The sequence below is a fragment of the Cohnella baijiui genome, assembly GCF_020731285.1.
In the GTDB taxonomy this organism is placed as follows: domain Bacteria; phylum Bacillota; class Bacilli; order Paenibacillales; family Paenibacillaceae; genus Cohnella.
Window position 1 is genome coordinate 43,793 of the sequence record NZ_JAJFOW010000002.1, and the last position, 15,146, is coordinate 58,938.

The following is a 15,146-nucleotide window of genomic DNA, read 5'->3' on the forward strand; positions in this document are numbered from 1 at the left end:
TCTATGATTTAATCGCTCCCGCGGACAAGCCTTGGATGTAATACTTTTGAAAGAATAGAAACGCCAGCACGACCGGCACGATGGAGATAAGCGCCCCCGCCATCAATACGTTCCATTGCCGGAACACGCCGGAGTCCAGCAGCAGCACCGCCAGAGGCAAAGTGAACAATTTGGAATCGTTTAGCATGACCATCGGCAGGACAAGCGAGTTCCACGATCCGAGGAAGTTCGTAATGGTAATGGTCGCCATAGCCGGCAGCGCAAGCGGAATGTAAATCCGGAACAGCGTCCGGAAAATGCCGGCTCCGTCCAGTCTGACGGACTCGTAAATCTCGTGGGGAATGGACCGGAAGTAATTGCGGAACAAAAACACGGCCAGAGGCGCGCTTCCGTTCACCAACGGCAGGATCAGTCCCAAGTGGGTATTGAGCAAATGCAATTCGTTCTCCGTCAAATACAGCGGAATCATGATCGTGATGCCCGGAACGAACATCATGGCAAGAAAGATATAGAACCAGAAGGCGCTGCCGGGAAATCTCAACTTGGCGAAGGCGAACCCTGCCATCGTATAGAAAAGGTTGATGCCGACAAGCGTCCAGAACGTCACATTGACGCTGTTCACGAAATAGCGAAAGAAATGCATGCGATCCCAAACATCGACATACGTGTGCCAATTCCACGCTCCCGTCGGAAATAGCGCATAACCCGCGAACACCTCGGAAGGCTCTTTGAAGGAAGCGCCGATCATCCACAGCAGGGGATAGACGCAGATAGCCGACCAGAGAAGCAGAATCGCATAGCTGATCATTTTCGCCGAAATACCGCGTTTCATCTCGCCTCTCCCCCCTAGGTTTTCTCTTTGAGCGTTCTCATGCTGATCAGGGAGATGACGAACGTCAGCGCGAACATCGTCCATCCCATCGCGTTCGCCCTGCCCAAATCGCCTTTCATGTTGACGAATGCCTCTTGATAGATCACAACGCTAACCACCTCGGTGGAGCCGGCGGGTCCGCCCTTCGTCATGATCCAGATCGGATCGAAGATTTGAATCGCCCCGTTCAGACTCATAATGACGGCGATGACCGTAATCGGCTTTAACATCGGCCATGTGATGTGCAGCAGCTTCTGCCCGAAGCTGGCGCCGTCGATGTCCGCGGACTCGTACAAATGAGAGTCGATCGTCTGCAGACCGGCGAAGTAAAGAATCATCGTGCCGGGAATCATCCCCCACACGATCACCGCGATAATGGCAGGCAGCGACGTGTGCAGTTCTCCGAGCCAGCCGTTGGCGGCCATCGCGCTCTTCCATCCGATTGCTTGCAGCAGCCGGTTCAGCAACCCGGAAGGCTCGTAAATGCCGGTCCAAACGTAATAGATGGCAACCGAGGATGAAACCATCGGCAGAAGGAGAAGCGTCCGGAACAGACGGACGCCTCGCGCGATGTTCTGCAGCAGGACGGAAATGAGCAGCGACACCGGTATGACGAGCGCAACGACCGAAACGCAAATGATCAAGTTGTTGCGCAGTGCCCGCCAGAAGCTTTCCGACAAAAGCTGGTCGTCTCCGAGCAAAAAATCTTTGAAGTTGTCGAGCCCGGCGAACTTCGCGTTCGCGATCAGCGAACCGTGGCCCATGTGGAAGAAAGACAGCCCGATCGAGAACAGCACCGTGAATAGACCGATGACGAGAAACAACAGGATGGCCGGAGCCATTAGCAAGTACGCCGACGCGGCTTCTCTCCGAGCCGCCTTGCTGTGGAAGCTGCCGCTTTTCATCCTTATTATTCCTTCGCTTTCTCTGCTTCGGCCGCTTTGTCGAATTCGCGGGCCGCTTCCTCGGCCGTCGCAGAGCCCAGAATGATCTTCTGCTTCATCTCATGGAACTTGTTCCATTCGGCCCCGAACACTTTGTTGTAAGTATCCGCATTGTCCGCATACCAGTTCGCCTCCGAGCCGATGGAGCCGATCATGCTCTGCAAGATGGGACTGAGCGAATCGCGGTTCTTCAATTGGACGGACGGAACGTCTAACGCGCCGGCCGCATACAGCGTCATGCCTTCCTCGGAAGTCAAATATTTGACGAAATCGATGGCTTCCTGCTTGTGCGGTCCATTATCCGTCACGATTGCCTGCACGAGCGGGAATGATGGCAATTTCGCGTCAGGCACCTTCGAGCCTTCGTAGGCCGGTACCCGGAAGCTGACGATGTCTTCCGGTTTCATGCCGAGGGCGGTCAGACTGGACAACGTAAAGGTGCCGCCGAGCGTATAGGTCGCTTTGCCTTGCGCGAACGCCTGATCCGACGGATCGATATCGAGCGTTACCGCGCCCTTCAGCAGATTGCCAGACCGGGAGATGTCTTCGATGAATTTGGCGACCTGCAGATGAGCCGGATCCGACATTTTCGATTCCCGGTTCATGAACTTCGTAAATTCCTCAGGCCCGTTCTTCATGTAATCCTGGAAGTTCGCCATCCAGTTCTCGTACACCGAGAACGTCTTGGCGCTGAATACGAAGCCGGGAACGCCCGTTTTCGCCTTCACCGTATCCATGTCTTTCAGCCATTGCTCCACCGTCGGCGGCGCTTCGAGCGGTACGCCCGCTTCTTGGAGCAGCTTGGCATTTCCGTAGATCGTATAGAAGGAGCCGACATCGATCGGAATGCCGTAATATTGGCCGATTTGGCGGCTCTTGAGCCAATCGCTCGCTTTCTTGTCTTTCGCGTAGGAATCCAGTTGGCTCTGCTTGATCACGGTGCCGGACAATGCGGAAGGGTAGAAGCTGTTCTTCCATGCCGGGTCCTTGTCCAGCTCGGCCGACCATTCCATCGCTCTTCCGTCGAAAGCCCCGTTCGTCGGACCGGACCAGTACAAGTAAATGTCAGGCATATTATTGGCCGTAGCCGCGGCGGTCACTTTCTGCGTATAGGCGTCGTCCGGCGTCGTCACTTGCGTCTCGACCGTGATGCCGGTCTTTTTCTTGTAGGCGTCGGCAACCGCTTTCAATCCGGGATCGAACCCCACCTTCCAGTGCCATAGCGTCAAGGTGACATCGCTTTTCGGCGCAGCGCTCCCTCCCGGTGACGCCCCCGTTCCTGTATTCCCCGGTTCATTGCCTCCTCCGCACGCGGTTAGCGCGAGCAGGAGAACGGCCGTAGCGAAAGCGATCATGTTCCGCTTTGTCCATACGTTCTTTTTCATGGATACACCTCGTTAAATGATGATTGACATGCTGTGGCCTTCTGTTTTGATAGCGCTTTCCAGAATCGGCTTCGACCGATCAGGAAGACGCTTCCCGATTGCGCGATTGCGGCCGCCCCCCTTTTATTTCTTATATCTATATACAACTAGATTCAGTTGTATATAGATATAATTTAACGTATGACATTTGATCTGTAAAGAACTATTTTCTTAATCATTGAATTAAACCTTCCGCCAACACCGTGGCGATTTTTTTAACGGGCAGCGTGAGACAAACAGCGTTATTTTCCCTCTTCGCAGGTCCGATGATTTGCTCGCTTAGATTCGCCTCGGACGTGACGCGGCTTCGCTCAAACAGCTCGCCGGTCATTCGGACGCGCTGCTCCTCCGTGCCCAAGTTCACGAGCCGAAGCGTGAGCCCGTCGCCGAAATCGGCCTTTTTCAGCGCGGTCAGATGAACGGATGGATCGCCTTCGACGGTCGCCCACGACAGCTCGGGCGACAAGCTTCCGCCCTGAATGGATGTCGACACCGCGCGCATAGGAACGTTGAACGCTTGAGCTTCGCGCAGCGCGAAACGATAGTCTCCACGGTGAGGCACAATGGCGAATCGAGCGGTAAAAGGCCCGATGCATTGCGCGCCCGGCGTCGGGAAGTAGTTCCAGTCGCCCAGCTCGCCGACACAGCGCAGCAGCGTCAGCGCCATCGTGTTCCGGCCGTCCCGCAGCACCTCGTATTCCGGCAAACCTTCCGCGGCAATCGCAAGCCCGACCGATCCGTCGGTTAAATCGAAGAACGATTGCATTCGTTCGCTCCGCGTCGGGTTCGTCCATCCGCTCCACGGTTCAATGATTCTCTCGACCACGTCGAACGGCGCGTCCGCGTAGACACTGTCCGCACGGAGATCGCTCGGGAACAGCACCCGCAGCCTATGATCCTTGATTTGATTGTCGAGACGCACCTCAACGTCGAGCCTGCGAGCTTCGGCCTCCAAATGCAGGTCGATCTCGATCTTCTGCAGCTTCGTTTGTCCCGAGCGCTTCATCCCTTCGCGCTCTGCCGGGAGTTCGAGGGTATGGACCAGGCGGACGGATGCGGTATAGCCGGTCGATATGTTTTCCAGCCGCGCCGGGCGGCCGGCCGTCGTGACAGTCTCCGCTTCCTGTGCTGCGACGTACATATATTCGTTGCCGATGTCTCCCGTGTCTTCGAGGATGAGCAAATCCTCGAATACCCGGCCCGTCTCTTTGTCCGTGAGGCGAACGCGGCCGTCTCCTCCCGCTTCGATACGTAGAAAGGCATTTTCCAACAACGCCGAGCTGCCGGAAACCGTGCAGGTTGGCAGCTTTTGTTGCGGCCATGCGGGAACCGGCGTCGCCGGCTTCTCCAACCAAATCAAAGATCGATGGCCTACCGCGGGGACGTTCCCGGCGGGAAAACGCAAGATGTACCGTCGTTTTTTCCACGGAATCCGGAACTTGTCATCGGGCAGCGTGAAACCGTGCACCCATCCGCGATCCTCGCAGTCATACGGAACGGGATCCCCGGTGCCGTCGAGCAGCACCCATTGGTCGGTTTGTATTTCTTCCTCCACCTCCACTTCCGCCGTCACCCATTCGCTTCGTTCCCAGCCGAGCGGATTAAACACGACGATCGGAATCGCGGCGCCTTTCGCATGCTCGGCTCCGGCGGAAACAAGCAGCGACGCAGTGTCTATGGATGCCGCGATCGATGCAAGCGCCTGGCCGCTGAGCGACTCGGCAATTTGCCAGGCCTTGCGGTAACGGGTCAACATTTCCTCATGCACTTCGTCCACGCTGCATCCGCAGATGGAGTCGTGCGGATGATTTTGCAGGAGCAGCTTCCAGGCATGACGGACGAAGGCTTCCGGATAGGTCCCGCCGAGCAAGCCGGCGATGGCCGTGAACGGTTCGACCCACCGTTCCATTTCCGTCTGGAGCCGGACGTTCCATTGCTTCAGGTGCATCCTCGCGGACGCCGTATTGACAAGCGTCCCCCACCCCGTCGTATATTCTCCGATCAGTTCGCCCGTTACCGTCGGCCATTCCGCAGGGGCGCTCCGAAGCGCTTCGAAATATTGCGGAAAATGACTGTGCACGAACGAATAGCCTGGCCGGACCCGATTAAGCTCGTCGATCGCCTGGCCGACATTCGCTTGCACCGGCTGGTGGTCGCAGCCGTTCATCAGCAGCAAATGTCGCGTCGTCGCCACCCGCTCGACATTGGCGAGCATCACCTCCGCCCGTTCCCGCGCCGCTTCGGGATCCGTCGGCAGCTCCATTCCGTTATGGTACCAGTTCGCCAGAAAGACGGATAACACTTTGGAGCCGTCCGGGGCTTCCCACCATAATTCGGACGGATAGCGGTCGATCGCATCGGCGACGACCGTGTTGTTTTCCGCGATCGCATTAATCCCCCGCCCGAACACCGCCGCGTCGATCCCAAACCCGCGCAGCAGCTGCGCGGTCTGCGAGATATTGCCGAACGTATCGGGGTAATAACCGATTTTGGCCACGCCTCCCAGCTGCTCCGCCCGCCGCATCCCGATTTGCAGGTTGCGAATTTGCGCCTCTCCGCTCGTCAGAAAGGCGTCTTGCAGCACATACCACGGGCCGACGAACAACTTGCCGGCTTCGACCAGCTTGCGAATCCGGGATTCCTGCTCGGGCCGAATCTCCAAATAATCGTCAATGGGGAGCACGTGTCCGTCCATATGGAAATATTCGAACCCGTTGCCCCCGGCTTCCAGCAGTTCCATCACCCGGTCGATCAGCTGAACCAGCCGAATGCGAAACTTCTCGAATGGCATATACCACTCGCGATCCCAATGCGAATGCGAAATAATGTGAACTGTCTTGTTGTCCAACCGTTACCCTCTCCCATCATTCCTTTTAATAAATATTCAAGTTTATATCTTGTTGTCTCTTGGTTATATTAAATATTATAACTTTTATAAAATCAAGCAAATTAAGCTCGCTAGCTATATACACTTGAACCGGAATGTTGTACATTTGATATAAACATTGATTTCGTTGCAGGAGTGAATTTAGACATGGCAAAATCTTCCCCCCGAATCCCGCTGTACACCCAGATTCGCCAATATATCCGAGATCAAATCGAGCAAAAAGCCTGGCTTCCCGGCGACCGCATTCCTTCCGAGAACGAACTGGCGGACCGCTTTAACGTGAGCCGGATAACGGTGAAGAACGCGCTCTCCAAGTTAAACGAAGAGGGCCTCATCTTCCGGGTACAGGGCAAAGGCTCGTTCATCTCGCCCGATCCCTTCGGCGAACCGCTCATTTATGCTCCGGACGCGGCGATCGGCGGCAAGAACAAAGGCTTGGTCGCCTATTTGATGCCTCGCCTGGTCAATTCCTTCACCGCGCGGATGCTCGACGGCGTCGAAACCGAACTGGCCAATCACGGGTACCGGCTCATTTTTTGCAAGACAAAGGACTCCCAGGAAATCGAAAAAGAAGTGCTGCAGGAAGTCATCCAACTCGGGGTGAAGGGCATTATCATTTTCCCGGTGGATGGCGAAACGTACAGCGAAGACATCCTGCGGCTGACGCTGATCGATTTCCCCCTTGTCGTCATTGACCGTTATTTGCGGGGAATCGAGACGAACTGCGTCTACGCCGACAACGTGGAAGGCGCCCGAATGGCTACCGAGCATCTGATCTCCTTGAACCATACCAAGATCGGCTTCTTGTCCACCGTCTACCCCGGAACGACAAGTCTGGAGGACAGGCTGGTCGGCTACGAAAAGGCGTTGGCCGAGCATCATATCCCCGTCGAGCACAGGCTGCGCCTGACCCATTTCGCTCCGGAGCCGATGAACACCGTGCTGGACGAAGGAATCGCGGACGAAACGGCGAAGAAGGAAATGCAGCTGTATCTGAAAGAAAACCCGGACATGAGCGCGGTCTTCGCCGTCAACGCGGCGGTCGGTCTTACCCTGATCGAGGCCGCGGTCGATATGGGCATTCGGGTGCCCGAAGATTTGTCCGTCGTGTTCTTCGACAATTACGAGCTTGCCGCCCTGTCCGCCATCCCGCCGACGTGCGTCAGCCAGGACGAGCTCGAGATCGGCAAGGAAGCGGTCAGGCTGCTCGTGTCCGTGATCGACAATCCGAAGCAGGAGCGGAGCAAAGTCGTGCTTCCGAACAAATTGATCGTCCGCAAGTCGACCGCTCCGTGCGCGGTCAAACCGGGCACGAACTGAACTGCAATCAAAAGGAGAGGCCACCCCGGCCTCTCCTTTTTCCATTCACCTATTTCGCGGCTTCGCTGCGCAACTGCAGCGTCTTCTTGTTCCACGCCTCGACCAGCGGGATGACGCTGTTCGGATCCTTGCCGTCCAAGATGACCTCCGACACCCAAGGCTGCCACCACATGTATTCGGAGAATGCCGGAATCGTCGGTCCGGGCGCGATGCTGCCCATGTCCTTGGTCAGGATCACCGCGTTCTTGTTCTTGCCTTTCCAGAGCGGCGATTGATCGATATAGGCGTTGAGTTCGTCGCTGATGACGGATGCGTTCGCGCCGTGGTCGATTTTCCACTTCTGCGCTTCCATCTCGAACTGGAAGCTGATCCATTTGTACGCCGCGTCCTTGTGCTTCGATCCCGCCAGCATCGCGATCGGTCCGTAGATGTGATAAGTCGACTGCTTCACTTTGCCCTTCGGGAACGGCAGCACGTCCCATTCGAATTTGGCCTCTTTGCTGAGCGATTCGAGCACCGCGTCGTAGCCGATGCCGAACAACGTCTTTCCGGTGATGAATTTGCTCACGGAATCGCCCAGTTCAGCCGCTTTTTTGTTGCCCGGAAGCGAGCCGTCCTTCGTCATCAGCTCCTGCATCCACTTCACGTCGGCCAGCACGGCGGGCGAATTCAGGACGCTCTGGGTCAAATCCGCGTTCATGTAAGCCAAATTCGGCGCGCTTCCGTTGGCAACCGCCATCGCTGTCGCGAAATGGCCGGCGAAGATCGGGTCGTTCGTCAGGCCGTATTCTCCGGCCGCCGGATCGGTCGCGGCTTTCGCCATGCTGCGGAAGTCGTCGTAGGTCCAATCGTTCGAAGGCAGCTCCAGTCCGTATTTGTCCAGAAGATCCTTGTTCACGAGAATCCACATCGGAACGTCGACGAATGGAATGGCGAGCCGTTTGCCCCCGATTTCCATCGATTCGAAAAAGCCATCGGGCAGCTTCACGTTTTTCAAGTTCTCATCTTGTTCCATGTACGGCTTCAAATCTTCCAGAAGCCCCCCTTTGAGGTACGGGGTGAAATCCATCAGCCAGGTCAAATCGGCGGGCGTCCCCGCCGCTTCCAGGGCGGCGATTTTTTCCACGATTCCGTTGTCGTCCGCCCCGCCGATCAAATCCGCTTCCACCGTGATCCACGGGTATTTGGCATGGAACTTGTCATAAAGCTCCTGGTACGTGTTATTCCAGGTTATCAGCCTGAGCGTCACGGGGTCGTGCTTCTCTTCGGAGGGCGGCGCCGAAGCCGAAGCCCCCGGCGTTCCCGCGCTCTCCGACCCCGGCGCGGGCGTGCCGCCGCTCTCGTTGTTTTTGCCGCTGCACGCCGACATGACGACGGTAAACAGCAGCACGATACCGAGCAGTAAGGCTGTTTTCCAGTGTCCTCTTCTTTTCATCCGTTTTACCCTCCCGATTTTGGTTGATAACTGGTTCCCTTCCGTACGATGGCACCTGATGCTGTCGATCGCCCTTCATTCGGACATTCGAATGGACCCTGCCTCGGACCTTCGTCCGGCTTCACCTCCTCTCGAAATGTTCCCGGTTACTCGACCAGCCCCGTGCGTTCGATGCCTTCGACGAACCAGCGCTGCATGAACATGTAGAGGACGAGAGGCGGGAAAATGATGAGAAAAGCGGCCGCCATCTTAGGCGCTTCCGAGATGGGATCGATTTTGCGCAGCGCCTCTCCGCCGCCTCCGGCCGGCACGCCGGTCAGCACCTCCTGGAGCCTGTCGAGGCTGATGGACAGCGGCAAATAATGGTCCCGCAAAAACATCGACGGCTCGTAATACAGGTTCCAATACCAGATGAAAGAGAACAGGAACACGACCAAACAAGCGGAGCGGGCCAGCGGGAGCATGATGCGGGAGAAGAGCCGGAATGCCGAAGCTCCGTCCAGCTTGGCCGCCTCCTCCAGCGTCGCCGGCAGCGTCCGGAAAAACTGCCGGAAAATGATGATGAAAAGCGCGCTGCGCACACCCTGGCCGAACAACGCCGGGACGATAAAAACGAACGGCGTATCGAGAAGCCCCAGCTTGCTGTAAATGACATAAAGCGGAATGATGGTGATTTGCGGCGGCACCAGGAACGTCAGGATCACAAGGAAGGTCACCAGTCCCCGTCCCGGAAACGTTAATCTGGCCAGCGCATAGCCGGTCATCGCGCATACCGCAACCTGGATCGCCGAGCAGACGAACGCGATCGTCAGCGTGTGGGCGAACGCCTGGGGATAGTGCAGCCCTCGCCAAGCCGTTCTCAGATTGCTGAAATCGAGCTCGCGCGGAATCCATTTGACCGTCGGATCGAGCAAGTCGTTTAAGTTTTTGAACATCGTACTGATGATGTAGAAGAGCGGCTGGAGATACAAATAGGCGATGATCGAGAGCAGAAAGTAGATGATCAGCCGCGCGCCCCACCCTTCGTTCGCCTGCTGACCAAGCGCGAGCATCTTGACCCGCTGCACGGAGCGGCTCCACAGGAACCGGGATACGCCGGCCGAGGCCGCACGGTAAGTCTCCGCGAGTTTCAAGCCCTCCCCCCCCTTCTTTTGGCGCTGCTGCTGAACAAACGCAATACGATCGCCAGCAGCACGAAAATAAACGCGAAGTAAATCCAGGCCAGCGCGCTCGAATATCCGTAGCCGGTGTCGGGTTTGAACATGTTTTTCCGGACATGCTCAAGCACCGGGTTCATCGGAAACGTGAACAAATCGACAATGGTGTACAGCGTGTTCAGGCTGATGAAGGGCAGCGTCGCGGGCAGCGTGATTTTCCAGAAGCTGTCCCACGGCGTCGCTCCATCGATGCGTACCGCCTCGTACACGGATTTTGGAATCGTCTGGTAGCCCGCGATATAAATCAAAATTTGCACGCCCGAATACCACAGAATGATGACGGTTTTGCCCAACACGCTCAGGACGGGCTGCGCCAGCCCCTCCCCGACGTACTTCTGCACGATCGGCTCGAGATTGTATTGGTCCAGGAACGGAATTTCTCCCGCGTTCTGGGCGAACAGTTCGGTCAGCACTTGTCCCGTCGCGAAGATGACCGGCAGGAAGAACACCGCGCGGAACAGAAACCGGCCGGGAAAACGCTGATTGAGCAGCAGAGAAACAAGAAGCGAGAAAATGACGATAATCGGAATCATCAAAAGCATTTCCTGCACGTATTCGATCAACTGGATCGGGAATACGTTGTCCTTCACGAATGCATCCTTGAAATTCTGCAGTCCGACGAAATCGTACGAGAAACCACCCGTCGTCGCGACGACTTTGTGGAAGCTCATGAAGAACGACCAGCCGAGCGGAAAAGCGATCAGGGCGCCGAAGCCGATCGCCCAGGGGAGAATGAACAGGTAGCCGACGCCGTACTGCTTCAGCCGGGAGCGGAGGAAGCCTTTATGCCGCTGCTTCGTCTCTTTCATCTGGATCCTCCATCCTGAACCGCGAAAGTGTTGCGGCCATAATCGACGGTCACCGTCGCGCCGTTCTCGTAGACCGTGACGAACACGTCATCCGCCATTTTCCGATGATCGACGATCGCTTGATCGTACAGCTTCGAGAGCCGGTCGAAATCCCGGTATTCCGTCCGGATGCGTTCTTTCCACTCCTCGAACCGGCTGCTGTAAATGTAGGAGGACGGCGTGTTCTTCAGCTTCCGGGCCGGGTCGTGCGTCAGCACGAACGACGGGAGCGCGCCGTACTCGATCGCCTTGAGAAATTCCCTCTCGTAATCGTTGCGAACGTTGCCGGGCGCTCCGTAGTAAGGCACATAGCCGTGAAGCGCGATCGGATAGAAAGGCACCGATTCGTCGACAATCAGGTTGTAGTTCGAGTCGAGCGGAAAGTCCGCGATGTAGTCGACCGCTCCGATCGTAAAGTCGTTGCCCTGGTAGACACCCGCCTGCCCGAGCTCCTTCCGCGCATAATCCAGCAGCCCGCGGTAGAGACGCTCCGTCTCGGCGCGTTCGGTCGGCTCCCGTTCGTAGTCGCGGAACGTCGTCTCGCCCAGCCAATTGAAGTGAATGCCGTCGACTCCGATCTCTTTGAGCTTGCCGGCCGTCTCCAAGCCGTATCCGACCGTAAGCGAGGGTTTCAGGAGAAAATCGTTCCATGAGGTGAAAAACACGGTGCCGTCGATGCCGCGCGCTCCGTTGGATTTGGCGGATACGGCGGATCTGGCATCGACATAGACGAAGTTGTCCTCGAACAGCACCGGGAAGCCGAGGCGGTGAATCTCGTCCACGAACGCTTGCGCCGCTTTCTTCCCGCCCAGCTTGCTTTCGATCGGAAACCGCTTCGTCGCATTGAAGTCGCCGCCGTCCTGCCAGCCCGAATAGATGATCCGGATGCGGTCCACGCCGCCGTTTTTCAGCTCCTTCACCATGTCCGCCGCCTGCGCGAACGTGGTCGCGGCCACGTAACGGTCGCGGCTGTAAGCTTCCTCGGAGTTGCCGCCGACGATGCCCAGATTGAGCGGAACGTGGTCGACCGGCGCCAGCTTGCTTCCCAGCCGTCCGTCCTCCTGAAGCCGGCTCCGGTAGCTTTCGGCCATGCCGACGTAGTCCGCCTTGCTACCCGCGAGCAACCGGTATTCGACCGAGCGGTCGAGCTTCATCCGGTCGGCCTCCACCGCCTTCACCGGATTCTGCAGCCGGCCAGTTCTGCGCAAATATTCCTCCCGGTATTTAAAGCTCGCCCCGACGTTGTAGTAGCTCGATTTCAAACCGGCCGGCATCGCCTTGATGTCCGTTTCCTCCTTGCCGTCCTCCACGACGGCGACATAGGCGTGGTCCCCCCGCTTCACGCCGAACGCCGAAAAAGCGACGGGCTGCTGACCGCGCACCTTCCTGGAGATCTCGGGGCCGTAGATTTGTTGCACGTAGCCTTGCGATAAGCTGGATCGACTCGCGTTGAAGTCGATCAGCCCGCCCGGGCCGTCCGGGACGAACAGGTAGCCGTCTACGCCGGCCTTCGCCGCGCCGAAATACGGCAGCAGGTCGAACGAGTACAAGGCGTATTCCCCGTCTTCCCGGATCCCTTGGTCCGGCACGCGAACGAGAAGGCCGAACTCCGTGAGCTCGTATTGGACGACGACGCGAATCCGTTTTTTCTCAAACGCGTACGTAACCTGGATGCCCCGATCGTAGCGGGTAAGCGTCGTCCGCAGCTCTTTGCTCGCAGCGTTCAGCTGAGCCCGCCTCGACCTGTCGTCTCCTTGCGTTCCGACATATTCCAACACGATCGGCGACTTCAAGTTGGACAGCAGCAGCCCTTTCACCGTCTCGTCTTCCAGCGATGCCTCCGGCGGATTGCTGCGCCACTCGTAGCCGCCGGCCTTGTCGGCGACGATGATTTGCGTCGTCTGCGGGTGAATGCGCAGCGCGAACTTGCCGTTCTCGAGCGCCGGCACGAATCCTTCGGCGTCTGCCTCGGCAGCGTCCGGCTGCCAAGGTTGCCCTTCGTAGTCGGGCATCGCCGCCGTCCGTAACGGCGGCAGGTTCAGCTCCTTCGGTGTCGGCAGAGCTTCGCCGCCGGACAGGATAGAGACGAGCCCCAGGGCAACGAGAAGAGCGGCGGACAGAATCCCGATCGTTTTCGGGCGAATGGGAAGGGATCGTTCAGCCAAAGTAGATCGCCTCCCGGTACAATTGAATGAAGAAGTCATATAGATTAAAAGTCAACCCGGATACGATAAAGGCGAAAAACCAAATGATGCCGATCGCGAACGCCGTAATAAGCGAATTGCGGATCGTCTCGACGAACTCGAAGTTGTGAATGACCTGCATGCTGACAAAAAACAGGCAGAGCAGCCAGATGAGCATGGTCTGCTGCAGGGCGTCGACGAGAACCCTCTCTTCCAGCACGACGATGTTGGAGAGCAGCAAGAGGGGCAGGGAGAAAACCAGGTAAGGCGCAAGCGCGTAAGCGCTCGACTGTACGACTTCCCGAAACCGCCCTTCGCCGCCTCTGACGCTGGACACCAAATAATTGGCGACAATCCATGTCAGCCATGGCACGGCAAAGAAGATCAGCTTGTTCGGCAAATGGATTTGCGACGTATCGACGGGATTGAACACGAATCCGGTAACATAGATCGCCAGCACTTTGAAGCCGACGGCCGCTAGCAAAATCGTGACGATCACAGGCCATGAGACGGTTCGCTCCTTCAGCTTGTAAAACGCGTGGTAAGGATGGATCAGCACGTATCCGATATCCCTCAGCTCCAGGAAGTACCGGACGAGCCGCGGGGGCCAGGCACGTGCCCGAACGCGGCGCCGCGCGGCCTTGTAACCGTATTTGATCCCGAGGCAAGCGGCGGCGACCACGGCGAACAGCGCGGCCAAATGGCGGTGAAGCCACGCGTAGCGGACTTCCCAGAACGCCTGCGAGTATCCGTCGACGTCATACGCGGTCTTGAAATTTTCGATCGCTTCCGCGTACTCCTTCTCTTCCAGGTCGACTTTGCCAAGCCCCTGGAACGTCATGTTGAACATTTCGTTCTGCGCGCTCACGCTTTCCCAATACGGCTTGCTTTTCTCGTAATCGCCTTTCGAATACAGCATGATGGCGGTGAGCACGTTGTCGCCAAACGGGGTACGCTTGAACGTCTGGATGTTCTTCAGCTTGCTGTCCGCCACCCAGATCTCGAATGCGGAGTTCACCGCCAGGGAAGTCGGGAAACCGAACACGCCTTTGCGCACGGACTCGGAATCGATATCGCCAAAGGCGAACAGAGCATTTCCCAGCGGATCGTAGAGCGTCAAGGCCGCGTTATGCGAATCGATGCCATATAGGAAACCTTCCCGGTCGACGGCCACGTCGACGATCCCTTCCGTATTCTGCAAGGCTTTGTTCCGAAACGTATCGAAACCGCCGGGATTCAGCTTCCGGATGTTGCCGCTGCCCCTTCCGGCCGACGCGGTGTAAATAAATCCGTCCGAGCCGATGGTCGCGTTCGTGATCGCGCGGGGCCGGTTGGCGACCTCCTTCTCCAGCTGTTCCTTGTTCAAAATCAGATGCTTCAGCCAGTTAGAGTAAGACTGCTCCGCCTTGTTCGAACCGAACGCGCCTGTGAAGCGGCCGTCCGGGTCTACCCGGAGCAAGCCCAGTTCGGAGCCGCTGATGCCGATATACATCACGCCGCGCTTGTCGACGACGATTTTCGAGGGAACGAAATAGGTATCCGCGGGTAAGTAAGGCGAATCGGGCTTCTTGTATTCGCGTATCCATCGGCCTTCCCGACTATAGACGGCAATTCGTTCGTTGCCCGTGTCCGCGACGTATACCGTCCCATCGGCAGCGGCGAATACGCCCTCCGGAACCTTGAGCGCGCCGGGGCCTTCGGCATCGCCGATCGTCCGGCGGAGGGTGCCGTCGCGGCGGATGACGACGACCCGGTTCGCCGCGCGGTCGACGACGTAAGCGTCGTCGTCGTCTCCGATGAATAAATCGACCGGCTCCTCCAAAGAGAGCGAAATCGTGCGATTCGGCACATAGACGGCTTGAATCCGGCTCCAATCGCCGGAATTGGCATCGTTAAAGTACGTGCGGTAGGGCAGCTCAGCCGACGCCGGCAACGGCGCCGATACGAGGAGGAACGCGGTGGCCAGCACGAGAACCGCCATTCTTTTCCACATGGTCATCTCTTCCTTTGCTTCCAT

At 57.4% G+C, this 15,146-nt stretch carries 10 protein-coding genes; 1 reads left to right on the top strand and 9 read right to left on the bottom strand.

Translation table 11 applies throughout. From position 1 onward, the window contains the following. Position 1 precedes the first annotated feature (1 nt). From LKX83_RS02105 to LKX83_RS02120, 4 genes are all read right to left on the bottom strand, one after another. Positions 2 to 832, bottom strand: a complete 831-nt coding sequence (locus tag LKX83_RS02105) for a carbohydrate ABC transporter permease (protein WP_227880428.1) — start codon at positions 830 to 832, stop codon at positions 2 to 4. 14 nt (positions 833 to 846) lie between these two features. After that, entirely contained in the window at positions 847 to 1,776 is a 930-nt protein-coding gene (locus tag LKX83_RS02110) for a carbohydrate ABC transporter permease (RefSeq protein ID WP_227880429.1), read from the bottom strand. A 5-nt stretch (positions 1,777 to 1,781) separates the two neighbouring features. Continuing rightward, complete coding sequence (locus LKX83_RS02115; protein WP_227880430.1) at positions 1,782 to 3,200, bottom strand: ABC transporter substrate-binding protein; 1,419 nt, start codon at positions 3,198 to 3,200, stop codon at positions 1,782 to 1,784. Positions 3,201 to 3,414: 214 nt separating this feature from the next. Beyond that, positions 3,415 to 6,087: an alpha-mannosidase gene (locus LKX83_RS02120; protein WP_227880433.1), complete on the bottom strand. Its 2,673-nt coding sequence runs from the start codon at positions 6,085 to 6,087 to the stop codon at positions 3,415 to 3,417. Between the two features lie 186 nt (positions 6,088 to 6,273). Between LKX83_RS02120 and LKX83_RS02125 the strand changes: the two genes are divergently transcribed. Continuing rightward, complete coding sequence (locus LKX83_RS02125; protein WP_227880434.1) at positions 6,274 to 7,446, top strand: GntR family transcriptional regulator; 1,173 nt, start codon at positions 6,274 to 6,276, stop codon at positions 7,444 to 7,446. A gap of 49 nt (positions 7,447 to 7,495) precedes the next feature. Here the strand turns inward: LKX83_RS02125 and LKX83_RS02130 are convergent, their stop codons facing one another. The 5 genes from LKX83_RS02130 to LKX83_RS02150 form a co-directional block, all read right to left on the bottom strand. Next, positions 7,496 to 8,881 (bottom strand): ABC transporter substrate-binding protein, encoded by a 1,386-nt coding sequence (locus LKX83_RS02130; RefSeq protein ID WP_227880436.1) that lies wholly within the window; start codon positions 8,879 to 8,881, stop codon positions 7,496 to 7,498. A 146-nt stretch (positions 8,882 to 9,027) separates the two neighbouring features. Next, positions 9,028 to 10,014, bottom strand: coding sequence for a carbohydrate ABC transporter permease (locus LKX83_RS02135; protein WP_227880438.1), 987 nt, complete (start codon positions 10,012 to 10,014; stop codon positions 9,028 to 9,030). Further along, complete coding sequence (locus LKX83_RS02140; protein WP_227880439.1) at positions 10,011 to 10,907, bottom strand: carbohydrate ABC transporter permease; 897 nt, start codon at positions 10,905 to 10,907, stop codon at positions 10,011 to 10,013. Before LKX83_RS02140 ends, LKX83_RS02135 begins: the two co-directional genes overlap by 4 nt. Further along, entirely contained in the window at positions 10,904 to 13,111 is a 2,208-nt protein-coding gene (locus tag LKX83_RS02145) for a DUF5696 domain-containing protein (protein ID WP_227880443.1), read from the bottom strand. The genes LKX83_RS02140 and LKX83_RS02145 overlap by 4 nt, the downstream gene beginning before the upstream one ends. Further along, on the bottom strand, positions 13,104 to 15,122 hold the full coding sequence (locus LKX83_RS02150; RefSeq protein ID WP_227880444.1) for a YIP1 family protein: 2,019 nt from the start codon (positions 15,120 to 15,122) through the stop codon (positions 13,104 to 13,106). Before LKX83_RS02150 ends, LKX83_RS02145 begins: the two co-directional genes overlap by 8 nt. Positions 15,123 to 15,146 lie beyond the last annotated feature (24 nt).

What these genes read in the sequence shown, in the direction of transcription:
- LKX83_RS02110 (WP_227880429.1), bottom strand. Translation starts at nt 1,776, where the DNA reads ATGAAAAGCGGCAGCTTCCACAGCAAGGCGGCTCGGAGAGAAGCCGCG.
- LKX83_RS02130 (WP_227880436.1), bottom strand. Translation starts at nt 8,881, where the DNA reads ATGAAAAGAAGAGGACACTGGAAAACAGCCTTACTGCTCGGTATCGTG.
- LKX83_RS02150 (WP_227880444.1), bottom strand. Translation starts at nt 15,122, where the DNA reads ATGTGGAAAAGAATGGCGGTTCTCGTGCTGGCCACCGCGTTCCTCCTC.
- LKX83_RS02140 (WP_227880439.1), bottom strand. Translation starts at nt 10,907, where the DNA reads ATGAAAGAGACGAAGCAGCGGCATAAAGGCTTCCTCCGCTCCCGGCTG.
- LKX83_RS02125 (WP_227880434.1), top strand. Translation starts at nt 6,274, where the DNA reads ATGGCAAAATCTTCCCCCCGAATCCCGCTGTACACCCAGATTCGCCAA.
- LKX83_RS02115 (WP_227880430.1), bottom strand. Translation starts at nt 3,200, where the DNA reads ATGAAAAAGAACGTATGGACAAAGCGGAACATGATCGCTTTCGCTACG.
- LKX83_RS02105 (WP_227880428.1), bottom strand. Translation starts at nt 832, where the DNA reads ATGAAACGCGGTATTTCGGCGAAAATGATCAGCTATGCGATTCTGCTT.